The organism is Bernardetia sp. Wsw4-3y2 (genome assembly GCF_037126295.1).
Taxonomy (GTDB): Bacteria; Bacteroidota; Bacteroidia; order Cytophagales; family Bernardetiaceae; genus Bernardetia.
This window is the reverse complement of record NZ_CP147017.1, coordinates 814,669-838,190: the sequence shown is the minus strand read 5'-3', so window position 1 is coordinate 838,190 and position 23,522 is coordinate 814,669. Positions and strand designations below refer to the sequence as shown.

The 23,522-nt window shown below is 31.1% G+C and carries 17 protein-coding genes; 10 read left to right on the top strand and 7 right to left on the bottom strand.

What is annotated here, in order from left to right; translation table 11 throughout:
* Positions 1-71: 71 nt before the first annotated feature.
* A complete protein-coding gene (locus V9L05_RS03300) occupies positions 72-2,840 on the bottom strand; it encodes a DUF5686 and carboxypeptidase regulatory-like domain-containing protein (RefSeq protein WP_338814367.1) in 2,769 nt (922 codons plus the stop codon).
* 248 nt (positions 2,841-3,088) lie between these two features.
* Here V9L05_RS03300 and V9L05_RS03295 point away from each other — a divergent pair, with 248 nt between their 5' ends.
* On the top strand, positions 3,089-3,490 hold the full coding sequence (locus V9L05_RS03295; RefSeq protein WP_338790342.1) for a hypothetical protein: 402 nt from the start codon (positions 3,089-3,091) through the stop codon (positions 3,488-3,490).
* A 336-nt stretch (positions 3,491-3,826) separates the two neighbouring features.
* Here the strand turns inward: V9L05_RS03295 and V9L05_RS03290 are convergent, their stop codons facing one another.
* From V9L05_RS03290 to gatB, 3 genes are all read right to left on the bottom strand, one after another.
* On the bottom strand, positions 3,827-4,339 hold the full coding sequence (locus tag V9L05_RS03290) for an alpha-ketoglutarate-dependent dioxygenase AlkB (protein WP_338814366.1): 513 nt from the start codon (positions 4,337-4,339) through the stop codon (positions 3,827-3,829).
* 100 nt (positions 4,340-4,439) lie between these two features.
* On the bottom strand, positions 4,440-4,778 hold the full coding sequence (locus V9L05_RS03285) for a hypothetical protein (protein WP_338814365.1): 339 nt from the start codon (positions 4,776-4,778) through the stop codon (positions 4,440-4,442).
* A 19-nt stretch (positions 4,779-4,797) separates the two neighbouring features.
* Positions 4,798-6,300 (bottom strand): Asp-tRNA(Asn)/Glu-tRNA(Gln) amidotransferase subunit GatB, encoded by a 1,503-nt coding sequence (gatB, locus tag V9L05_RS03280; RefSeq protein WP_338815409.1) that lies wholly within the window; start codon positions 6,298-6,300, stop codon positions 4,798-4,800.
* 232 nt (positions 6,301-6,532) lie between these two features.
* Here gatB and V9L05_RS03275 point away from each other — a divergent pair, with 232 nt between their 5' ends.
* A complete protein-coding gene (locus tag V9L05_RS03275) occupies positions 6,533-6,895 on the top strand; it encodes a hypothetical protein (protein ID WP_338814364.1) in 363 nt (120 codons plus the stop codon).
* 148 nt (positions 6,896-7,043) lie between these two features.
* Positions 7,044-7,925 carry an ATP phosphoribosyltransferase gene (hisG, locus tag V9L05_RS03270; protein WP_338790347.1) on the top strand — a complete coding sequence of 294 codons (882 nt, stop codon included), beginning with the start codon at positions 7,044-7,046 and terminating at the stop codon, positions 7,923-7,925.
* A 15-nt stretch (positions 7,926-7,940) separates the two neighbouring features.
* Here the strand turns inward: hisG and V9L05_RS03265 are convergent, their stop codons facing one another.
* The 3 genes from V9L05_RS03265 to V9L05_RS03255 form a co-directional block, all read right to left on the bottom strand.
* Positions 7,941-9,431 (bottom strand): SpoIIE family protein phosphatase, encoded by a 1,491-nt coding sequence (locus V9L05_RS03265; RefSeq protein ID WP_338814363.1) that lies wholly within the window; start codon positions 9,429-9,431, stop codon positions 7,941-7,943.
* 237 nt (positions 9,432-9,668) lie between these two features.
* On the bottom strand, positions 9,669-10,331 hold the full coding sequence (locus tag V9L05_RS03260) for a porin family protein (RefSeq protein ID WP_338790349.1): 663 nt from the start codon (positions 10,329-10,331) through the stop codon (positions 9,669-9,671).
* A 49-nt stretch (positions 10,332-10,380) separates the two neighbouring features.
* Positions 10,381-11,067, bottom strand: coding sequence for a hypothetical protein (locus V9L05_RS03255; RefSeq protein WP_338814362.1), 687 nt, complete (start codon positions 11,065-11,067; stop codon positions 10,381-10,383).
* Positions 11,068-11,467: 400 nt separating this feature from the next.
* Between V9L05_RS03255 and V9L05_RS03250 the strand changes: the two genes are divergently transcribed.
* The 7 genes from V9L05_RS03250 to V9L05_RS03220 all read left to right on the top strand — a co-directional run bounded on the left by V9L05_RS03250 (position 11,468) and on the right by V9L05_RS03220 (position 23,229).
* On the top strand, positions 11,468-16,306 hold the full coding sequence (locus V9L05_RS03250; RefSeq protein WP_338814361.1) for a gliding motility-associated C-terminal domain-containing protein: 4,839 nt from the start codon (positions 11,468-11,470) through the stop codon (positions 16,304-16,306).
* Between the two features lie 104 nt (positions 16,307-16,410).
* The gene (locus V9L05_RS03245) at positions 16,411-17,520 is read left to right on the top strand and encodes a PorP/SprF family type IX secretion system membrane protein (protein WP_338814360.1); all 1,110 of its coding nucleotides are present in this window, start codon (positions 16,411-16,413) and stop codon (positions 17,518-17,520) included.
* 444 nt (positions 17,521-17,964) lie between these two features.
* Positions 17,965-18,996 (top strand): ion transporter, encoded by a 1,032-nt coding sequence (locus V9L05_RS03240; protein WP_338814359.1) that lies wholly within the window; start codon positions 17,965-17,967, stop codon positions 18,994-18,996.
* A 307-nt stretch (positions 18,997-19,303) separates the two neighbouring features.
* The gene (phhA, locus tag V9L05_RS03235; protein ID WP_338790354.1) at positions 19,304-20,062 is read left to right on the top strand and encodes a phenylalanine 4-monooxygenase; all 759 of its coding nucleotides are present in this window, start codon (positions 19,304-19,306) and stop codon (positions 20,060-20,062) included.
* Positions 20,063-20,182: 120 nt separating this feature from the next.
* Positions 20,183-21,277 carry a 4-hydroxyphenylpyruvate dioxygenase gene (gene hppD / locus V9L05_RS03230; protein ID WP_338794202.1) on the top strand — a complete coding sequence of 365 codons (1,095 nt, stop codon included), beginning with the start codon at positions 20,183-20,185 and terminating at the stop codon, positions 21,275-21,277.
* Positions 21,278-21,562: 285 nt separating this feature from the next.
* Positions 21,563-21,706, top strand: coding sequence for a hypothetical protein (locus tag V9L05_RS03225; RefSeq protein ID WP_338790355.1), 144 nt, complete (start codon positions 21,563-21,565; stop codon positions 21,704-21,706).
* 488 nt (positions 21,707-22,194) lie between these two features.
* On the top strand, positions 22,195-23,229 hold the full coding sequence (locus V9L05_RS03220; RefSeq protein ID WP_338790356.1) for a lanthionine synthetase LanC family protein: 1,035 nt from the start codon (positions 22,195-22,197) through the stop codon (positions 23,227-23,229).
* Positions 23,230-23,522: the final 293 nt, after the last annotated feature.

The following is a 23,522-nucleotide window of genomic DNA, read 5'->3' as shown; positions in this document are numbered from 1 at the left end:
TTTTATACTCTTTTTTAGTTTTTAACCTTTACTAAGACAAATCTAGTAAAATCAATTTTCTAAATCTTAAATCAGATGCCTATACTAAAACGAATACCAATTTTTTTAATAGAATTAGGTCTACTTTCTAGTGTTCTGTCTTGTTTTAGAGAAGAATTCAGAGCAAACACAAAATCAGTTCGGATAACTTTAAAAATATTTTCAAAACCAATGCTTAATTCTGTATAATGTTTTGCAGCAGGTGTATAAAGGTAATTCGAACTAGCTACCAATTGCCAACCTAATTTTTTCATAAATCCTATTCGGTGCAATAAATATCCATTAAAATGCTGTTCGGCATGAACTTCTACAAATGGCTTAGTTGTGCTATATTCATAAAAAGGCAACAATAAAAACTGACGCAAATTGTTTTTTGCTACAAAAATAGGCGAAGTAGAAAAATGAAAATTATCTACAAAAGAAGTATAGTTATTCCACAAAAATGCTCCAGTTTGAATATCATAATTGATTGTACCTAAAATTCCTAAATTCATTCCATCACTAATATTCAAGACTAATTTTCCAAAATCTGCTTTACTTTGTGCTATGTTTTTTATGGCTTGTGTGTAAGTAAGTGCCAGCAAAGGATATTTACTAGATAAACTAATTCGTTGTTTGGGACGTAAAATATACTTTTCACCAATCAGATATTCAAAACGAGCTTTTATCAAAACGGCATTATGAAGTTCGAAAAAAACAGATTCACCTTTATAGTCAATAGGCAAATTAGATGTGAAAGCTATATCTTTTCTGTCTACAAGTGAAGATGCTTTTGGATTATTTTCTAAAGGAATGCGCCTTTCAAAACTTCCTTGCAAGCGAAAAAATGCACCTTGAAAAATACGTTGTCCTGCTCCGAGTTGAAAATAATTTTTCTGATAAATCTTCATTAAATTTTGTTCTCTGAGTTGTGTATAAACTCCATTTACAAAATATGGAATAGCATTTGGTTCAAATTGTTCTACGAAAGCTCCACCTTCTATAAAAATATATCTATCGTTTATTCGATTAAAAAGATGAGAAATTTCTCCTTTGGCTAAAAATTGTTTGCTTCCAAAACCATATCTAGCATCTGCACCTAGTTTGGTCTGACTCAAATCTTTTTCTCTATTTTTTATTCTATCTACTCCAAAATTAAGTGCCAGTCCTTCTACTGTATTAGATTGAATGACATTCAAAACAGAAGGAAATTTATAAGTCAATTCTTTTTTACGAATTTTGTAAGAATAGCCTACTAACAAATCTTTAAACTTAAATTTATTGCTTTGTCTATCCATTGAATCTAAATAAGAAGGTTGGCTGTGTGCTTCTTCTATGCTATCACTTCTATGATAATGGTTTGCTTCTTTTGTTGTAAGGGGAACAGGACGCACTTTTTGCCAATATGAGGTAGTTTTTTGAGTAGAACTATCTAACAAAATAGATAATTCGTTGCTAAAAAAATCCTCCTCAGCTTTAACCTGTTTTGTTGATAATTCTTTATTTTTTATTTTTTCTTCTAGTTTATCTAATGATACAGTATCGATAATGGAAATTTGTTGTTCATTCTGCTTTTGGTTCTGTTTTGTCCCCTGTTTTTCAGTAATTCTATTTTTATAAAATGAATCTTTGTCTAACTCATCTATATCTTTTTCTAATTGTGCAGAAGTAAAGTTTGGATTTAGATGGTAATTAAAAAAACTGCCTGTATAATTTCCCTTTCCTATCGCTTCAACACTAAACAAATTAATCTTATAATTAAACAAAAAAGATTGAGAAGAACACATCCATAATTTATCTGTTATAGGTGAAAAAAGTTGTTTTATCGCAAGTGTGTCAATAATTTCTATTCCTGCTTGACGACTAATTTTCAAATCCACACTATGGATTCTCCAAGTGCTATCTTGAATGTAAATATCTCCAAAAAATAGAGGTTGTCCTGTGTGTTTGGGTACGACTTTTATCTTATGGACTTTGACTTTTTTATCAGTTGTTATATTTTCTGTAAACTCTGCTTCATATACATAATCGTAATAATTAAAGGCATTTTTTGCAATAGGAGAAATAAATTTTCTGTCTCCAATAGGAAGTGATAGAGAATTTTGATACAAATCAAAAATTAGAAAAAACGAACTATTCCAAGCAAAACCTCTGCTATCACCATTTGCACGAGAAGAAATAATTATTTCTTTTTGATAATTGGGAGCTAAGAAATAATATTTGGACACTAATTCTGAAAAGTAAATTACTTTATCTGTTTGCCATTCTTGTTTTAGTTGCTTTACTTGTTTAGTAGAAAATAATTTAGGAATATGAAATGTATCTAATTGCTGTACATTTTTTATGTAAATATCACACGAAAAAGCCTGTGCTTGATTTCTATAAAATTCTCTTTTTTGTTGTGCTGATTGAATGATAGAATGAGCTTTATTTATTTCTTTTTTGTTGTCTTTATTTGAATCAATCACTATAGTTTCTAAAAGCATTGTCAAATGCTTCATTTGTATATTCAGCTCTATTTTTTCATCTTTTTGTACATTTTCTTTTGTAACAATTACTTCCTTAATTTGGGTTTGGTAACTGATAGAACGAAATACAATTTGATAAGTACCTTCATTTAGATGTAGAAAATAATTTCCTTCTTGGTTAGTGATAGTTCCATAGGATGTTCCTTCTTGATAAATGGTTATAAAAGGTAAATTTTTGCCTTCTGTACTAGTTACTTTTCCGAAAATTTGCACAGCTTTGGTATCAGGAGAAAGTAAAAAACAGGTAAAAAAAAGAAATAAAGCAAAGAAAAAATGTGCTTTTTGAGAATTCATCTTAGAAAGAAATTAGAAAAAAATAAACAGAGTTAGTTAAAAAACTAATAGATATATCATAAAGAAGAATTGGGGGAGAATTGTTTTTTAATCAGAAATACTTAAAGACCAGTAATACCATACAATCAATCATATTTTATTTTTTTTTCCAAAAAACAATAACAAATCAAATCTGTTAGTTACTGTAATTTAAATCGATTAATAATTTTTAACATTTTTTTATTTAATAACTATTAAAAGCTAAAAACATGATAGTAAAACAAACGCAATTTTTTGTCCTTAGTTATTTTCCTGAAACAGAACTTTTAGAATTAGAGTGGTTGGCAGCAACTGCTAATATGACCGTTGAAGAGTTTCAAGAACATGTTCGTTTAGAAAATGAAGTGCTATTAAAACACAGACCAAAGAAAATATTAGCAAAAACGCTTGACATGCAACATACTATATCTCCTGATGAGCAAGAAAAGCACAATGATATAATATTACCTACCTTTAAAGCAATTGAACTTGAAAAATTAGCTATAATAATAAGCAAAGATTTATTTACTCAGGTTTCCATTAGTCAGATAATAGATGACGATACTACTGCTGGTTACCAATCAAATTATTTTGAAGATACTGCTTCTGCAATGGAGTGGCTTAATAAGTAATTTTTATAGAAATAAAAACAAATTGGAGTTGTTAGGGAAATATAAAACAATTTTTTGCTCTTTAAAAGCATTTAAACTAAGAAAACATCTAAAAAAAGTATTCGTAATTTTTATTACAAATACTTTTTGGCTCTTCCGACTTTTTAGCGAAACATTGTGTGTTCAGTTCCTCAGAACTGAAAAAAACGCTTCCTCAGAAGCGTGATATTGCTTAAATCACGCTTCTGAGGAAGCGTTTCGTTCGTTTTTGAGAACGGTGTAACCCTCAGCGAAGCTAAAACGAACGCACACCCTTTTATAATTTCGCTAAATTGTCGGAAGAGCCTACTTTTTTAGTTACCTTAATTTTCTAAAAGTCAAACTCATACGAGAATTTTCTGTATTTGATTTTAGAATAGCGTGTTGCCAACTGTTTTGAATTTCTTGATTCATATAAAAAAGACTTCCAGAAGTGAGTTCAAATTCTTTGAAACTAGTTTTATCTTCTATATTTCTGAATTTTAAAAGCCTTGTTTCTCCTAAAGAAATAATTACAATTCCTGTATTTTCGGCTAAAATATCAATTTGGTCAGAATGATAACCCATTTTTGACAGTCCATTTTCATAATAATTTATCAAACAGTTATTTGGCTCAAAATTCAATTCTAGTTTTATATTCTGACGAATTTTTTCCAAAAAACTAGGAAATTCTTGAAAAGGATAGCTCATCTGAGAATAATTATAAGCCTTTCCAAAACTTGCTGTTTTGCGTGCTTTCATTCGGTTATCCCAAATTATAGAAATATTAATCAATTCAAATAGACTTTGAGGATTTTGTATGAAGTTTGGTTTTAGGAGAATGTCGTTCATTAGAGTTTAATTTTTATAAAAAAAAGGTTCAGAAATTACTTCAAAATAAAGCAGTTTCTGAACCATTAAGTTCATTTTCTAAAAGACAGAAAATTGGGTTTTATAGATTTGCATCTAAAATAGTATCGTCTTTGATGTAGGTTTCATCATCATTTGTTTTCCAATTTTTCTCTAAAATTTTATAAAAGCCCCAACAGGCTAAAACTCCAAAGGGAATAGCAATTAAGCCAATTATATTTTCATCTATACTTTCAATATTGTAGTAAGATGACAAGAAAAGATCAGAAACTACAAAAATAATAAATGCTCCTACCACAGTGCCTACATAATAGGAAAGCACGCCCAAAACAGCAAAAAACCATTTGTTCTTTTCTATTTCTTTAGCAAGTTTGAAAAAAGCTCTTCCTATAGACCATATTAGGAATAGACCAATTATCATAGTGTTATAAATTAAAGTTTTACTTCATTTTTTCTAATTCTTGTTCTATCAAAGCACTTGCAACTTTAGGGTCGGCTTTTCCTTTCGATTTTTTCATAACCTGTCCCATAAACATTCCTAACAAGCCTACTTTTCCACCGTTATACTCAGCTACTTTATCAGGAAATTGAGCCAAAACTTCTTTCACGATTGGCAAAATAGAATCTTCATCACTACTCTGAATCATATCTAATTCTTTTGCTTTTTCTTCTGGCGATTTGGTAGTGTCTTCTATTAGTGCAGGAAAAAGTTTTTGAGCAGCTAAGGCAAAACTTACTTTATTCGAATCTACAAGTTCGATAAGCTGTGCCATTTTATCTGTATTTATTTTTGAAGCAAAATCAGAAAAAGAGATTTTATTTTCATTCAAATACGATTTTACAATATTGGTAATCCAGTTGGAAGCAGCTTTGTAATTTTTTGTTTTTTGACATAATTCATCAAAATATAAAGCTGTTTCTTTATCATCAATCAAAATGTTTGTGTCATATTCTGAAAGTTCATAGTCTTTCATAAAACGTGCTTTTAGTTCACGAGGAAGTGCAGGAAGTGAGGCTTTCACTGTCTGTAAATATTCCTCTGTAACTACTAATGGCTGCAAATCTGGCTCTGGAAAATAACGATAATCATTCAACGTTTCCTTTGCACGAAGGCTGTATGTATTGCCTGTATTTGCATCAAACATACGTGTTTCTCCATAAATTTCGCCTGTTGTAGCTGGGTCTTCATAGAAATCTACTTGACGAATTACTTCAAAATCAATCGCTCGTTGTACATTTCTAAACGAGTTCATATTTTTTACTTCTACTCGTGTACGATAGGCTTCTTCTCCTTTAAGTCGTACTGAAATATTGGCATCACAACGCATCGAACCCTCTTCCATGTTTCCATCACAAATTTCTAAGTAACGCAAAAGACGACGCACTTCTTGCAAATAATAATAGGCTTCTTCACTAGAACGCAAACAAGGCTCAGAAACAATCTCAATCAAAGGAACTCCTGCACGGTTCAAATCGACAAGCGTGTCGACTTCGGCAGCCAAGTGCATTGATTTTCCTGCATCTTCTTCCATGTGAATGCGTGTCAATTCAAGGCTCTTTTCTTCGCCACTTGGAAGTGTAATCGGAATAAAACCACCTCTACAAATTGGCGTTTTGTCTTGTGTAATCTGATAGCCTTTTGGCAAATCGGGATAAAAATAATTTTTTCTATCAAAAATATTGTATTCTGTAATATCACAACCACAAGCAACGCCCATTTTGATAGCGTATTCCAATACTTTTTTGTTGCATTTTGGAAGCGTACCGGGGTGAGCGAGCGTAATTACGCTTACATTTGTGTTTGGCAAGCTGCCATATTCATTGGGGTCAGAAGAATAGGCTTTTGTTTGGGTAAGAAGTTGAGCATGGACTTCAAGACCAATTACAATTTCGTATTTTTCTAATGCTTTATCTAGCTTTTCTTGTAATTCTTGTGCTGTCATTTGTAGAGAACGTATATTTTCAGTTATTTTTATAGCAAAAGTAAGATGCAAAGATAGTTTTTTTCTTTGTAAAAGTTTTGAGTTTTGGAAAAACTACTTTTTAGTAATTTATTACAGTTAAGGATTTGTAGCTAAACTTATTGCCAGCGTTCTTTTGGATTTCCGAAAAGCTATTTGCAAATGTTGATAATATATCTTTATTTCCAAATCAAAAATAAATTAATCAAAAATAATGAAATACCTACTTATTTTACTTCTAGCAATTTTACTTTTTGTAAGTTGTGTAGATAATTCGAAAACATCAAATCAAACGGACTCTGAAACAGCAGAAAATGATACTGAAAATTTTCCCACTTTTCAAATTTATGGAGAACTATTACCAGTAGATTGTTTGAATGGTGAAAATTCAATTACAGAAAAATATGGATTTCGAATGGAGAGAATTGCGGGTTGTAACGTAGGAGTTTTTCAGGCTATAATAGCCAACATAAATAATAAAGTGGTATTAGAAAAAATGAACATAAAATATGGCAAGAATTGGCAAGCTAAGTTTGAGAATGAAACAGGATATAAATTATGGATTCCTCTTGATTAATCTTTTTTAAAAAGGCATTATTTTACTTCTGACCTTATTTTTTTGTAAGTTTGCTTTTTTTTAAGATAGAAAAATAAGTAAAATTTCAAGGAAAACCACCAATAATTAAAATAGAATTACTCACTAGAACACAGAAAAATAAATATCTATGTCGCCTAATAATACAGAAAACTCAAATCGTTTGAAAATAGCGATACAAAAATCGGGTCGTTTGAGTGAAAAATCACTTGCTCTACTTAAAGAATGTGGAATTCAAATCACAACAAGTCCTAATGCGTTGCGTGCAGAAGCATCTAATTTTCCCTTAGAAATTCTTTTCTTAAGAGATGATGATATTCCAGAATATGTACAAGATGGCGTTGCTGATGTTGGAATCATTGGCGAAAATGTAATGCTTGAAAAAGGTAAAAAATTGGAGATTGTGGACCGATTAGGTTTTGCAAAATGTCGTTTGTCTTTGGCTGTGCCTAGAGGAACAACTTATGATGATGTTTCTTTTTTTGATGGAAAACGTATTGCTACTTCGTATCCAAAAATCTTGGGTGATTATTTTAAAGAAAAAAATGTAAATGCTGAAATCCACATGATTAGTGGTTCGGTAGAAATTGCGCCTAGTATTGGTCTTTCAGAAGGAGTTTGTGATATTGTAAGCTCTGGAAGTACACTTTTGAGCAATGGACTAAAAGAAGTAGAAACGGTTTTGAAGTCAGAAGCTGTTTTGGTAGCGAATCCAGATTTTAATGGAGAAAAACGCAAGAATTTTGAGAAACTTTTATTTAGAATGCAATCTGTAAGACGTTCACACAAAAATAAATATATTCTTTTAAATGCGCCAAAATCAAAATTGGATGCTATTATTTCAGTTTTACCTGGTTTAAAAAGTCCTACTATTATGCCTTTGGCTGATGATAATTGGGTTTCTGTTCATACTGTTATTAATGAAGATGACTTTTGGGAAAAAATTGATGCACTACAAGGAGCAGGTGCAGAAGGAATATTAGTTATTCCTATCGAAAAAATGATTGTGTAAAAACTAAATTCTAGTTCAAGCTTCGATGTTTGGACTAGAATCTATTTTTATTCCTACAATGGTAACATCGTCGGTTTGTTTGGCAAAATCACACCATTCCATAAAGGTCAGTTTTAGGCGTGTTCGTTGCTTGGACATGGGAAGTTTATGTATTGTAAAAAATAATTCTCTCAAGTTTTTACTATAAAATTTTCTATTTACTTTTCCTCCAAACTGGTCTTGAAAACCGTCTGTGTACATGTAAACTGTTGTAGGTACAGAAATATCTATTTGGTGATCAGTAAATCTATTACCTATTTTGGACTTGAAATTTGAGTTACCAATACTCATTTTGTCGCCTTGAATGGTTTTCATTTCTCCGTTCTGAATATATGTAATTGGATTTCTAGCTCCTGCAAAATGTAATTTCTTTGTTTTATAATTAATTGTTGAAATAGAAATATCCATTCCATCTCTTATATTATGGACACTTCCACTAAAAAGAGTAGAAAAATAAACTTGTAAGGCATCTAAAATCAAAGCAGGTTCTGTAATTCCTTTTTCTAACACAATATTATTCAAAAGACTTTCTCCTATCATTGTTAGCATTGCCCCTGGAACGCCATGACCTGTACAGTCTGCTACTACGATTATTTTATTTTTGGCTTTTCCTTTTGCCCAATAAAAATCTCCTGAAACAATATCTTTAGGGCTATAAAAAACTATTACATTTTTTTCTCCAAACAGATTATCTAAATCAGAAAAAGAAGGTAAAACAGCTTCTTGAATTCGAAGAGCATATCTGATGCTATCAGTAGTATGTTTATTAGCATTTTCTAATTGCTCTGACTGTATTTGTAGTTCTTCTGTTTGTTGAGCAAGTTCATTATTAAAAGACATAACCTTTTGACTTTGCTCTTTTAATTTACTATTTAACTGAATTAAATCTTTTGAAGATTCATTAGATACATAACTATAATACATCGTAACAATGATTACTATTACAGAAACACTACTAATATTCAAAATTTCAAAAACAAATGCTTCTATTTCCTCAAGGGGAGCTATTGGATTTTCATAGTTAGTATAAGTTGCCAAAGCGATATAAAAAACTATACAAGTTACATTGATAATATGAGCAGCAATAGCATTGCTTTTGGAAATAACCAAAGCTGACAGAATAGGAATAAAGAAGTAAATATGAAAGTTAGGTGTCCATCCTAATAAAAAAATAGCAAAAGTAGTATGAACAAGTATCTCTAAACTCGCTAAAATAAGTAGAAGAGTAGGGTTTCTTGATGAGCTACGATTAAAGTAAAAAATGCAGGCAAAAGTTAGAATACTTCCTATATTCAGATACATCATAAAATGAGAATGAAACAGGAAAAAAAGAATAAAAAATACAATATGAGCTAAAAAACCTAATACGCCTGCCGTAGAGACAACAGCAAAGTCTTTGTGTTCTTCGATAGTTAAATCTAAATGATGAGGAACGTCAAATAAAACAGAAAGAGGATTTAATGACATAGACAATAATAAGTATAAAAAGATGTCAAATAAAAAGGGAATTGACTATTTTATCAGTTGAAATAGTGAAAGTATAAGGTATTGTAAGTGAGTGTTTTAATAAAGATAGTGAAAAAAAATCAAATAAAATGTTCTTTTTGAGATTTTATGTGAAGCTAAAATAGCCATCTTGAATTTATACAATAAAAAAAGAGTTTGATTTCTCAAACTCTTTCGGAATGCAAAAAATAATATCTTTTAGAAAAAGAAACCAATATCTAAAGAGAAATAATGTAATAAAGCTCTAGGTTGAATTTGAGCATCTTCATCCTTTTTATTAAAACGAGTAAGTCCATTATGATAACTTAGTCCGAAATCTAGTGTTCCGACAGATTCAATATCATATTCTACACCTGCACCTACCAAAAAATCTACACTTAATGGCTGATAAAAATCACTTGTCTTACGGCTTTCATCAGAAACGCTACCAAGTTTTGTAGTAGTTTTTGAAGAAACATTTAACCCAAGTTGTCCTCCAAAAAGCCCACGAATACGTAATCCCTCAGCAATATCTCCAGAACGCATTTTAAGAGCTAAAGGAACTTCTACAGCTGTGACTTTTGAAGTAGTGGTAATATCAAATCCTTTAACTTTAGTTTCATATCCTTTTGATACGATAAGTACTCCAGTATGAAAGGCTGCACGTTCAGAAAAATTAAAATCTAACATCAAACCACCCGAAAAACCAAGTTTTGAGCTTTTTTCAAGTCCATCAATAGATTTTTTGTCTTCGTCAGTTATTCGTGCATACGAAATAATAGGATTAAATTTTAAACCCAAACGAACAGGAGATTGAGCTAATGCTTTAGAAGAAAAGCCAATAAGAATAAAAAATAGGGCTAAAAAAGTTAGTTTTCTCATAAAAATTAAAGAGTAAATATGATAAAAATTGGATATTAAAAGTTCAAAATTACATAAAAAAACGTTTCACATCTTGTTTTATCAATTCAAAAGTAGAAATTGTCTTTTCAGAAAGTGTTACTAATTCAGAAGAAGAAACAGATGGTAAAGATAAAGTTGAAAAAGTTAAGGTAGTTGAATTATTCAAAAATTTATCTTTCTGCTTTTCTATACGATGACGAATGTCTATAAGTTGTTCGTTGAGAGTTTCTAAAAGGAGTTCTGTTTGTGCTAAAGTTTGTTTTTGTTTCTCTTCAAAAGATTCTTTTAGAGCTTTTGTTTCAAAATTTTGCGACGTTTGGGCTACTTGTTTACGTACTTTATCACGTAAAGAGGATACAGAAAGGGTAGTAAATAAAGCAAATTGTGTTTCTAGCTTTTGCATAAAATCTTTCATAAAAATCAGAAAATCTTCTACAAAAAATGGATTTTCTTCTATAATTGGAAGCATCAAATCATCTAAGAAACTAGCAATTTCTACAATCAAGACTTGCAATTGTTGTTTTTGAGCTTCAAATTTATCTAATGTGATTTCTTTTTTGTCTTGTAATTGAGATTGAAAAGATTGAAGTGTTTGTAATTTTGATTGAAGTGAATATTGAAAATTATTTAACATAGACTTAGAAATAGAACTAACAAATGAAGAATTAGTATTTACTTGTTCATCACTTTGAAAATTATTTTGAGAATCATACATAAAACGGAGTATTTTTAAATAAATGAATTTCTTTTTTTGTGTCTGTGTTCTTTTTTATTTCTATTACTTACAGCAAATTTACTGACCTTTTATCAATTTTGAAGCATTTTAAGTTCTATTGACCTATCAAATAAGCAGAAAATATATACCAAAATCAAAATAAAGAGCAAATAAATTGTGCTACTTTTCTGTTTTACAACTAGAAAACTGTAATTTTGTAGCTACAATTTCCGTTATACACATGTTACAAAGCTAATTTAAAATCAAGTAGCCATTTTGAGTGATGTAGAATCATTCTGTTTTACATCAAAAATTATCTTGCTTTTCAATTTTAGAAATTCTACGAAAAAATAACGTTCTATTTTTTATTTCTATAAATAAGACGTTTCTATCATACATTATGAATTCAATACAAATACTAAAACATCATTTCCCTAAAAGTTTACTCCTTAAAAATAAATTTTCTAATCTGCATACAGTTTGGCAATTTCTGTTCTTAGGTCTTTTTATAGTAGGAATAACAGCTTTTACATCTCCTTTGCTAGATAAAAAAGCCAAAAACTTTATTTTTGCTTCAAAAGTAGAAAACTCTTTTGCTCAAAATAAGGCTGTTCAGAATTATTTTCCCACTTCTTTTTCAAATTCTTTTCTTACCCCACTTTCTAAGGCAGAAATATATCGTTTGATGTGTTTGCCTGATGATTCTTTAGCATTAGTAGAGCTTTATAATGCTACTGATGGTGCAAACTGGACAAATCCGTGGACACTTACAGACCCTTGGACTACTTGGGCTGGTGTAGTATTGAACGCAAATGATAGTTGTGTCTTAGAACTAAATTTGAGTAATCGAAATATAATAGGACAGATTCCTGCATCTATGTTTGGAGGAGATAAATTGAATCAAATCAACCGAATTGATTTATCGAATAATCAATTAACAGGTTCTATTCAAACAGGGTTTGGTACTTTGCTTACTTTACAAGAATTAAATTTAGGAAATAATGATTTTACAGGAGAAATTCCTGCTTCATTAAGTGATTTGTTATTATTACAACGATTAGACTTGAGTTTCAACTCCTTGACTGGTAACTTCCCCACAGGATTGACTGATATTGGAACACTTTCAGCACTTACTTTTATTAGTATTGATTCTAACTTTATTGAAAATGTGCCTACTTTTCCAGTAAACCGACCTATTACACTCAATTTTTCGAATAATAGATTAAAACTAAATAGTCTTGTTCCGAATAATAAACCTGACTATACATTTACTTATTCTCCACAAGATAGTATAGGAAGTTTTAAAATTATTAATGTTCCACAAGGAGGCACTTTTAAAGATACAGTGTCAGTAAATCAAATAAATGGAACAACTACTTATCGTTGGTTTCGTGCAGCAGATTTAGTAAATGAACAAGATGATGATAGTGTTTTAGTAGTTAATAATGCTACTATTGCCGACCATGAAGGAATTTACACAGCACAAATAACTCATACAGGTGCGCCGAATATAACACTGAATAGAAAACGTTTTTTTGTAAATGTAATTGAATGTCCTTCTAATAATTTGATTACTACACCAGATACAACTATTTGTCAAGGTCAAACCTTGCCTACACTTGTGGGTTCGAATGCTATTTTGGGAGAAGTTTCGTTTTTCTCTTATCAATGGCAACAGGCTTTAAACGGAGATACAACAAACTGGACAAATGCAAATAATGGAAACGTTCCAAATTATGCCCTCAATAATGCAGGTATTACTATCGCAGACACAGCTTATTTTAGAAGAATTGTTATTCCTGCTGCTAATCAAGGGTGTAGTAATGATACAAGCGCAAAAGTAAGAGTGGTTACTTTACCTAATATTACTACAAATACACTTTTTCCATCGATTCAAAATGTTTGTTTGGGAGTTGTTCCGACTGATATTTATGGAACTACATCAGATTCTTCAGCTACAAGTTTGCTTCGTTATCGTTATCAAGTTTCTTTAGATTCAGGATTGACTTGGATTGATAGCCTTCAAACTCAAAATTTTGCTTTTACAGATACATTACAAAGTGCTGATACTGTTCAGTTTAGAAGAATTGTTACAGGAGCATGTGCGCCTGATACAAGTAATGTAATTACACTTAATTCGATTCCTAGGGTAGTTGCAGATTCTATTTTTGAAAGTCAGACAATTTGTATAGGTACTCGTCCTGATACAATTAGAGGAGATACTCCAACAGGAGGAGATAGAACTTATAAATATATATGGCAAATAGCGACACGATTAGATACAGCCGATTGGTTGGGCGTAGATTCGACAAGAAATCGTTTTGTTCCACCTATCGCCAATGATACTTTCTATGTTCGAAGGATAGTTCGAAGTGCCTGTTTTGCTGATACTAGTAATATTGTCGATATTTTTATTTCTCCAGATTTAGGAAATGATACTTCTGCTATTACAGCCACACGAACACGTATTTGTGTAGGAGATGCAATTCCTGTTATAAATGGAACTGCTCCAGTAGCACCAACAGGTTTTAGATATTTGTGGGAAGTTTCTTTAGATTCTACTGTTTGGACGAGTGTAGATTCAGTTCAAAATTATATACCAAGAGATTCACTGCTTTTTGATACTATTTTTATGCAAATACCTGATAGCTTTTTAGTAAGGCGTTCGGTAGTTGATAGTTGTAGAGCTTATCCAAGTAATGTTGTAAAATTATTTATGATAAAGCCAATCGATAGTGCTACTAATTTAATTTCTTATGACAGTACAGGTTTTTGTCAAACCGATACTACTTTTAATTGGGTAATTGATGTAACAGAACCAACAGGAGGAACAGGTAATTATAAATATCAATGGCAAGTTTCTTTTGATAGTATAAGATGGGCAGATAGAGATGATTCTATTCGTATTTCTGCTTTTGATTTGACAGAGTCTACTTACTTCAGACGTTTGGTAATTGATAGTTGTAGTACAGACACAAGTAATGTAGCCTTTATTCCTGTAGTTAATTCTTTTGGGTTGAATGAAATTAGCGTTCCATTTACAGATATTTGTACAGCAGATTCTGCTACCATTACTATTTCAGGTACAGACCCAGAAAGTACAGGTGAGTACAGTTATTTTTATCAACAATCTAGGGATACAATAGCGTGGTTTAGTAGTTCTACTTTTACATTCAGTACAGGTAGTTTTACTCAAACACATACATTTGTGCCTGACACACTTTTTGGAGGTTCAAACTATTTTAGAAGGGTTGTTTTAGGAGGTTGTAAAGTGGATACCAGTAACCGAGTTTTTGTTAATGTAGTTTCTGCAATTCGAAATAATTCTATTTCAGAAAGCTTTAGTGGGCAATCACTTTGTGAAGGAGATACAGCTTGGATAATTAGTGCTACTCAGCCAAGAGGAGGAACTGGCAGATATAGTTATCAATGGCAAGTCTCTTTTGATAGTTTGGCATGGGCAAATAGAGATGATTCTCTGAATATTTCTAACTTTCCTTTAACAGAACCTACTTATTTCAGACGTTTGGTAATCGATAGTTGTAATACAGATACTAGTAATGTTGTCTTTATTCCCGTACGAAAACCATTTGGAATTAATCAAATTACAGATACTTTCCGAGAAATTTGTGTTGGAGATTCTACTAAGATAACAATTACAGGAACAAACCCAGAAAATACAGGAGTATACAGTTATTTTTATGAGCAATCAAGAGATACTATTGCGTGGTTTAGTAGTGGAACTTTTACATTTAGTACAGGTACATTTACTCAATCTCAAACTTTTGTGCCTGATACATTATATGGGGGAGCAAATTACTTCCGAAGAGTTGTCTTAGGAGGTTGTCAGCCAGATACGAGTAATAGACTTTTGATAAACATAGTTTTGAATGCAAGAAATAATTTTCTTTTCGGAAATCAAACTATCTGTCAGGGAGATACAGCTGCAATCATTACAGCAACAAATCCCATTGCAGGAGAAGCAGGAAATATAGAGATATCTTGGCAGATTTCTACAGATAGTGCCAGTTGGATTCCTGTCGATACAGATACTATAACAGCCTATCAACCTGATATATTACAACAAACTACTTATGTTCGAAGGAGTGTTCGTTCAGGAAGATGTCCACCTAGTTTTAGTAATGTTATTACTATAAAAGTAATTCAATTCATAGAAAATAATAGAATATCATCACCTCAAACTACAGTCTGTGAAGGATTTGCAGCCGATACGTTACGAGGAACTTTTCCAACTCAAGGAGGAAATGATAGTACAGCTTATAGATTCTTTTGGCAATCAAGAAAACTAAATGATTCGACAGCTCTTTGGCGAACTGTTGGAGGTGACCAAAATTATTTTACAGGCAGAATCAATTTTGATACAGAATATCGTCGTATTGCTCGTGTTTCTTGTTTTGCAGATACTTCAAATGTTATTTCTCTCAGAATTAATCCTACCATTAAAAATAATGTTATTGATGCTGGTTTTGTAGATTGTAGTTTGGATACTTTGGGTAGGCTTACTGGAACGGTTCTCTTGGATACACTTAATGATATTGGACAGTTTCGTTATCAATGGCAAAACTCAAGAAATAGAATTAATTGGACAGATATTGCTAATACAAATACAGCTAGTTATCTGCCTACCCCAATTGATACCACTACATTTTATAGAAGGTTAGTAATTAATAATTGTTTTACAGATAGTAGTAATATTGCTGAAATTACAATCCGTCCAGCTCCGATTTTGGAAATTACTCCAGATACAACTATTAATATTGGTTATGATGTGCAGTTATTTGTTAATGGTGCAATAAATTATGTTTGGACACCAGACCCAACGCTAACAGGTGATTCTACTTCTACACCAACCGTAAACCCAACTATCAGTACAATGTACACAGTAAGGGCAGAAAATATTTATGGTTGCTTTACGTATGATAGTGTTTTTGTAACAGTAATAGGAACACCAAAAGTCAGAACAGTGGATGTAATTACACCAGATGGAAATGGACTCAACGATCAACTTTATATAGAAGAGATTGAACGTTATCCAGGTAACGAACTGGTAATTATCAATCGTTGGGGACAAGAAGTATTCCGTAAAAAAGGATACAGAAATGATTGGGAAGGAACAAATGAAACAGGAGGAGTACTCCCAGCAGGAACATATTTTTATATTATAAAATTTGACTCTGTCAAAACCATTTTAAAAGGTTCTTTTGAAATTATTAGATAATGAATGATAAACCTAGTTTATATATCAACATTTAAACTAGGTTTTAAAACAAAAAAAAGCTGTTGTTTGCGAACAATCAAACAATATAATTCGACTCTTATTTTATGAAACAGATAGTACGAACATCTTCAAAGTCTATTTTACATCTCTTATTAAATTTCTTTTTGAGTATTTCATTAGGAATTATGATTTTAGGAATAAATAGTTTTTCAAGTCAATCTTTAGCTCAACAAGTACCAGTGTATAGTCAGTATTTTTCACATCCTTTTGTGCAAAATCCTGCTTGGACAGGACGATCTGATTATAGTTCAGTTTTCTTGACCTATCGCTCTCAATGGGCAGGTTTTGAAGATGCTCCCAAAACAGTTCTCTTAACAATAGATTTACCTTTTTATGAATATCGTTCTGGCTTAGGTTTTTTTATTCAGCAAGATGAGATAAAAAGCACAAGTCGTACAAAGGCAATGGTTTCGTATGGTTATCACGTTTTAGGGCAATATGAAAACAGTTCAAAGTTATCTTTTGGTTTGATGGGAGGACTTGTTTATAATCAAATTAATTTTGATGATTGGTATATTAGGCATCCAACAGACCCTGTTTTACTCAACAATACAGGTAATTATGTAGGTTTTGAGTTTGGTTTTGGTGCAAGCTATACATTTAAAAAATATTTAGAAATAGGACTTTCTGTTCCTCAATTATTAAATCCTGCTTTTAGTCCTGAAGATGAAACAGATGATAATATTCGACTTCAAAATCATTTTATGTTATCTCTTCGTGGAATGATTCCTGCTGGTGCTGGAGAGTTTCGTCCAATGGCTGTTGTTAGGCAAGTGCCTAATGTTCCTATTCAATATGAAGGTGGCTTACAATATATGTATGATAATACTTTTTGGGTAAGTGGTGCATACCGTAGCAATTATGCAATTAATGTTGGAGCAGGCGTAAATTATGGGCGTTTTAGCTTTGGTTATGTTAGAGATTTTCCAATTGGAGATATAGTAGGAGCATTTGGAAGTACAAATGAACTGATGTTAGGATATAAATTTAATGAGCTTCCAACGGCAGATTATGAAGGAAAACGAGGCTATGGACGGGGACTTATTCGGAAGAAAAAATACCATCCTTCTCGTCCAGGACCTTTGATGAAAAAATATCCTAAGCAACCTAAAAAGAAAAAGCCAAAAGCAAAAGGAAAATATCGTAGGTTCTAATAATCTAAAAAACTTTATGAATGAGAGTAAAATTATAATCTTATTTATAAAGTTTTTTTTATGAAATCAAGTATTCCATCAAAACAATAAATCTATTTTCAATTTTCTACTAAAAATACTTTGTATTACCAAAATGAAAGTGTAAATTAGGTTAGCTTTTCGACAAAAGCTGAAATTAATAGATATAAAAAACCTAATGTTATTTTTGTTGTTAGTATAAAACTACTTCAGTTTGTTTTTAATCAAAAACTGTTTAAATAACTTAATCAACCATTTATTATAAAAAATAAATTATCGAAACAATTCTATCCTATCCGTATAAATCTAGTGTTTTTATTCGTTATCTCTTTTGAGACTAGTAAAGTAAGTTGAGCAAAATGACCTACACAAACTAAGAAATAAAGAAAAAATAGTATGAGATTTATATAAAATATATACGTATTTATGGAGTCTTCGACACTCAAAGAAAAAAAAGTTATCCAAACTAAACCACCACTAACAAAAATAAAAAAGAAAACCTCAAGTAGGTTTTCAAGAGGAAGGCGATTTGCCAAAAGTAAATGGCGTATGCGTCTTGACCGTCTGTTTTTTAAATCAAATACTATAGAAGGAAAAGTATTTGACACAGCTCTTTTGGCTCTTATCGTACTCAGTTTGATTGTTGTGATGATGCAAAGTGTATCTGAAATAGACCAACAATACGGAACTTATCTCTTAGCTATTGAAATGAGTGTTACGACACTTTTTGCTATTGAATATTTACTTAGGGTAGCTACTTCGCACCGTCCTATGCGTTATATTCTTAGTTTTTATGGAATTATTGATTTATTAGCCTTTGTGCCTGCTGTTTTTTCTTGGACATTTGCAGGAAGTAATTTTTTCCTTCTTCTTCGTGTAACTCGTATTATTAGTATTTTTAAAGTATTGGATATGAACCAGTACACAGGAGAAGCACAAATTCTTAGTCAGGCTCTGCGTGCTAGTCGTCATAAAATAACCGTTTTTGTAATTTTTGTAGCTACTAATGTTGTATTGTTAGGCTTTATTATGTTTTTAGTAGAGGGAAGAGATAATCCAGGTTTTTCAAGTATTCCCAAAAGTATTTACTGGGCAATTGTAACCCTTACCACGGTAGGTTATGGAGATATTGCCCCCCAAAGCGCACTAGGAAGAGCAATTGCAGCCGTTGTTATGGTGCTTGGTTATGGTGTACTTGCTGTTCCAACAGGAATTGTATCAGCCGAAATTGCTACCCAAGTAACTCACAAATCTGATGAAGATGAATTTGGAGAAGAAGAAAGAGAATTGAAAGAAGAACTAGAAAATGAAAAGCGAAAAACGCATTTAGCTCAAACTCAAAAAGAAAATGCTAAACAGGCATCTGAAAGTATAATTGAAGAATGTTCTCATTGTGGCGCAGAACATCATACAGAGGTGGCTAGTTTTTGTTATAAATGTGGAAACGAATTAATTTAAGTTTCTATATCCATAAAAAATAAATTTTACAAGGCATTTTTCTATTTTGAAGAATGCTTTTTTGTTTGAAATGGATGCCATTTAAAATGTGTTTTTGTTATTTTTTTAGTAGATTGTAAACAGATAATTTATTTTTGATTACTCTTAATATAAGTTGGTTAGTATTCTATTTTAAGATTTTTTCAGTGTCTATTATTTAAAGTAGTAAAATAAAAATCTAAAAATTCCGTATTTTTGAAATATTAGCGTAATAAAACAATAACACACACACTAATTAAATAACACAAACCTATTAACCACCAAAACAATGACGCAACAAGAACGTAGAGATAAACAACTTTCTCATCAACATTACGATAAATATACAGAAGAGAATCATCAAGTATGGCAAATTTTGTATGAAAGACAAATAAAAGTATTACCCAATCGTGCTGATGAAGCTTATTTTGAAGGAATGGAAGCCATAGGTTTTGAGCCTAATAAAATTCCTAATTTTGAAGAAGTAAATGAACATTTGAAAGCTATCACTGGGTGGAGTTTAGTAGTTGTTCCAGGTCTTATTGACAATGAGCCATTTTTTAACTACCTCAAAAACAAACAATTTCCTGCCACTACTTGGCTTCGTACAATGGAAGAATTGGATTATTTGGAAGAACCAGACATGTTTCATGATGTTTTTGCTCATGTTCCTATTCTAACAAATAAAAACTTTTGTCGTTTCTTAGAAGAACTTAGTCGAATGGCTCTCAAACATCTAGGAAATGCAGATTCTATTGAATTTATTTCACGTATTTATTGGTACACCGTAGAGTTTGGACTCATAAACAATAATGGTAGTTTAAAGATTTATGGAGCAGGTATTCTATCTTCGGCAGGAGAGTCTGTTTACTCTTTAGAAAGTGATATTCCAAAGAGAGTTCCATATAATGTAAATGAAATTTTGCATACTCCTTATATCAAAGATCGTTTTCAAGAAAAATATTTTGTTATTAATTCTTATAAAGAACTTTTTGATTCTCTTCCAGAAATTGAAGAAACATTAGATAATATGCTCGTTTCTAAATAACTATAAATTATTAATGTTGAATTATAAATGAATAAAAATTTTTATTAATTTGCCATTAAACCACTAAATCAATACAGGTGTCGGTGTTGCTATCGATGACTTTTAACACAAAAAATTATGATACAAGAAGATATTTTGCCATTAAAAGGCACAGACCATATAGAATTTTATGTAGGAAATGCAAAACAAGCAGCCTATTATTATCAAGCAGCTTTTGGCTTTGAAGTAGTTGCGTATGCAGGACAAGAAACAGGTGTTCGTGACCGTTCATCTTATGTTTTGCAGCAAGGAAAAATCCGTTTCGTTCTTACTTCGCCAATGACTAGCGATTCGCCTATTGCAGAACACATCAGAAAACATGGCGATGGTGTAAAAGTATTAGCTCTTTGGGTAGATGATGCTGAAAAATCATATTATGATACAATGAGTAGAGGCGCAAAATCAGCTTTAGAACCTACTCGTTTATCAGACGAACATGGAGAAGTTGTTGTTTCAGGAATTCATACCTACGGAGAAACAATTCATAAATTTGTAGAAAGAGGAAATTATAAAGGCGCATTTATGCCAGGTTACAAGCCTAAAAAATCATTTTTTAAGGTAAAATCAACAGGATTGAAATTTATTGATCATTGTGTTGGAAATGTAGAGCTTGGAAAAATGAATGAATGGGTAGAGTTTTACGAGAAAGTAATGGGATTCAATCTACTCGTAACTTTCGATGATAAAGATATTTCTACTGAATATACAGCTTTGATGTCAAAGGTAGTTTCAAATGGAAATGGCTATGTCAAATTTCCAATCAATGAGCCTGCTGATGGACGTAAAAAGTCACAAATAGAAGAATATATTGAGTTTTATGAAGGTGCAGGAGTTCAGCATATTGCCATTGCAACAGACGATATTTTGGAAACTATTGAGGATTTGCGTAGCCGTGGAGTAGATTTCCTTTATGTTCCAGATAATTATTATGAAGACCTTGCAGAAAGAGTCGGTGATATTAAGGAAGATATGGAAGAACTCAAAAAACTAAATATTTTAGTAGATAGAGATGATGAAGGTTATTTATTGCAAATCTTTACTAAACCAACAGGCGACCGTCCAACTGTTTTCTTTGAAATTATTCAACGCCAAGGAGCAAAATCATTTGGAAAAGGAAATTTTAAAGCTCTTTTTGAAGCTATAGAAAGAGAACAAGAATTGAGAGGTAACTTGTAACTATATGATGATTTTAACATTTTAATTGAAAAAGCCTATAATTCAAAATTATAGGCTTTTTTTGTACCATTTAAGTATTTTTTTTGCTAAAAATTAAACTTTGATGTTAGTATAGAGTAATGTTTTTTTGTATAAAGATAAAAAAAATTTGCATTAACAAATAAAGATACTATATTTGTGTATTGATTATATGGTACAATACTGATGTAAGCATATACAGGGAAATTCCGAAAATCCTTATTAATAAAGTAGGAAAACAACATCAATTTTATTTCTTCATAAATTATGAAAACGAACAAAAAATTAAAGCTTAGCACTAAAAAAATCACTATTTTGAGTAGTGAGCAGCAAACTCTAATAAAAGGAGGAAATATTGTAGAACAACCAACTGGAGGACACTCTCGTAAAGATTGTATCTTAACAAGATAAGTTTTTAAAGCATCTGATAAATAAAGGAGTATTCCGAAAATCCTTATAAATAGAGTAGGAAAACAACATCAATTTTATTTCTTCATAAATTATGAAAACGAACAAAAAATTAAAACTTAACACTAAAAAAGTAGTGATTTTGTCTAATGAGCAGCAAGATTCTGTACAAGGTGGAACAAAAACAGATGTCTCAAAATTAGGATGTGGTAATGAAACTGCAGTTACTTGTATACAAACTAGAGACTGCCCATCTTTCGTATGCCCAACAGTACTATGCTACTCACAAGTTCCACCTCCACCTCCTTATTCGTGTGTATAATATTAGTTTAACTATTTTATCTTTTTAGCATTATAAAACGGAACTTCAATAAAGTTCCGTTTTCTTTTACCTAACTATTTTACCTGTGTTATACTTATTTTCAGACTTGCAAGTTGACTTTTATAAACAGTTTAGTTACCTGACAAATTTAGGTAGTCTAAGCCTGATAGTGAATTTTGATAGTACAAAAACTGAAGAGCTATTAGCTAAGTTTTATGAACAAATAGAAGAAGTTCCTTATATCCAACCTAATATTTATGGCTTATCTAGTTTAGGAATTTTGCTTAATTATCTAGCTAAAGTAGACGAAAATCGTTTCATAGAATACGAAGAAGAGTTTGTCGCAGATTTTTCTGATGTAATTTTAGAAGCTAGTCAAGCTATGGCTGACAGATTGGAATATGATACCTTTACAGGTTTAGTATGTACACTTAATTTTTTCGTACTTACTAAGCAAACAGAAAATGTTTTGAAAGTAATGGATATGCTTCAAAAAGTTGCTCAAGAACTTTATGAAAAAAATGAATTAAATAATTTAGGCATTTCTCATGGAGTATCTGGAATTATTGCTGTAATGGCTAAAGCTCTGATTTTTTTAGAACAAAGAAAAATCTCAGAGGATAAGATTAAAAAATATAAAAATACTCTACAACTCATTACAAATCATGTCATAAATCAAAAGGAAGCCATTGGAAAATTTTGTTTTGCTTCTATGATTGGAGGAACTAGTAGCCGTTTGGCTTGGTGTTATGGTGACCTTTCTGTTTGTGTTGCGCTTACTTGGGCTGCATTAATCTTACCAAATAAGTCAGAAATTGATGAAGTAATCAAACAGACAATAAATAATGCTATTACTATAAAAGATGACGATAGACTTTTTAATAAGAATGAAGAAACAAATGAATATGACTTAGCATTATGTCACGGAGTTTCTGGAGTATATTTAGTTTTTAAAAGGTTGTACGAATTTTATCCTAGTGAAGAGTTGGCAGAAGAGATTAAAAGGCTAAAAAAAGAATTAGATAAAGAAATGGAAAAAGGTGTGAAGAATATTACATTTCCTGTATTAATAAATTTAGAGCCTCTAACTTTTAAGTGGAATAATCACTTGTTCTTTTTAGAAGGTTTATCTGGATTTTTAGCTGCTTATCATGATGACGAGCTTGTAAAAGGCTGGGATGCTCCTCTTTTAACTGATTTTTAAATTATATTTTGCTTGTTTATATGAAGTTGTTTTAAAATGAAAAAGTATTTTGGATACCCTAGAATATAAAAAGTCATTTTGAGTAATTTCATTATAAATCGATTTTAAAGCTATTCAAAAAAAGAAAGCCAAATTATTTGTAAAAGAAAGTTTTAAAGCTCTTTTAGAAGTAATAGAAATAGAGTAAGAATTAAAAGTAAATCTATAATTATTTTGATAATTAAATTAAAAGAAACATAATATCATTATGAGTTTTTTATGCTTTTAGAATAAGATTTATGTGTTTTTACAGG

What these genes read in the sequence shown, in the direction of transcription:
- V9L05_RS03300 (WP_338814367.1), bottom strand. Translation starts at nt 2,840, where the DNA reads ATGAATTCTCAAAAAGCACATTTTTTCTTTGCTTTATTTCTTTTTTTT.
- V9L05_RS03295 (WP_338790342.1), top strand. Translation starts at nt 3,089, where the DNA reads ATGATAGTAAAACAAACGCAATTTTTTGTCCTTAGTTATTTTCCTGAA.
- V9L05_RS03290 (WP_338814366.1), bottom strand. Translation starts at nt 4,339, where the DNA reads ATGAACGACATTCTCCTAAAACCAAACTTCATACAAAATCCTCAAAGT.
- V9L05_RS03285 (WP_338814365.1), bottom strand. Translation starts at nt 4,778, where the DNA reads ATGATAATTGGTCTATTCCTAATATGGTCTATAGGAAGAGCTTTTTTC.
- gatB (WP_338815409.1), bottom strand. Translation starts at nt 6,300, where the DNA reads ATGACAGCACAAGAATTACAAGAAAAGCTAGATAAAGCATTAGAAAAA.
- V9L05_RS03275 (WP_338814364.1), top strand. Translation starts at nt 6,533, where the DNA reads ATGAAATACCTACTTATTTTACTTCTAGCAATTTTACTTTTTGTAAGT.
- hisG (WP_338790347.1), top strand. Translation starts at nt 7,044, where the DNA reads ATGTCGCCTAATAATACAGAAAACTCAAATCGTTTGAAAATAGCGATA.
- V9L05_RS03265 (WP_338814363.1), bottom strand. Translation starts at nt 9,431, where the DNA reads ATGTCATTAAATCCTCTTTCTGTTTTATTTGACGTTCCTCATCATTTA.
- V9L05_RS03260 (WP_338790349.1), bottom strand. Translation starts at nt 10,331, where the DNA reads ATGAGAAAACTAACTTTTTTAGCCCTATTTTTTATTCTTATTGGCTTT.
- V9L05_RS03255 (WP_338814362.1), bottom strand. Translation starts at nt 11,067, where the DNA reads ATGTATGATTCTCAAAATAATTTTCAAAGTGATGAACAAGTAAATACT.
- V9L05_RS03250 (WP_338814361.1), top strand. Translation starts at nt 11,468, where the DNA reads ATGAATTCAATACAAATACTAAAACATCATTTCCCTAAAAGTTTACTC.
- V9L05_RS03245 (WP_338814360.1), top strand. Translation starts at nt 16,411, where the DNA reads ATGAAACAGATAGTACGAACATCTTCAAAGTCTATTTTACATCTCTTA.
- V9L05_RS03240 (WP_338814359.1), top strand. Translation starts at nt 17,965, where the DNA reads ATGGAGTCTTCGACACTCAAAGAAAAAAAAGTTATCCAAACTAAACCA.
- phhA (WP_338790354.1), top strand. Translation starts at nt 19,304, where the DNA reads ATGACGCAACAAGAACGTAGAGATAAACAACTTTCTCATCAACATTAC.
- V9L05_RS03225 (WP_338790355.1), top strand. Translation starts at nt 21,563, where the DNA reads ATGAAAACGAACAAAAAATTAAAGCTTAGCACTAAAAAAATCACTATT.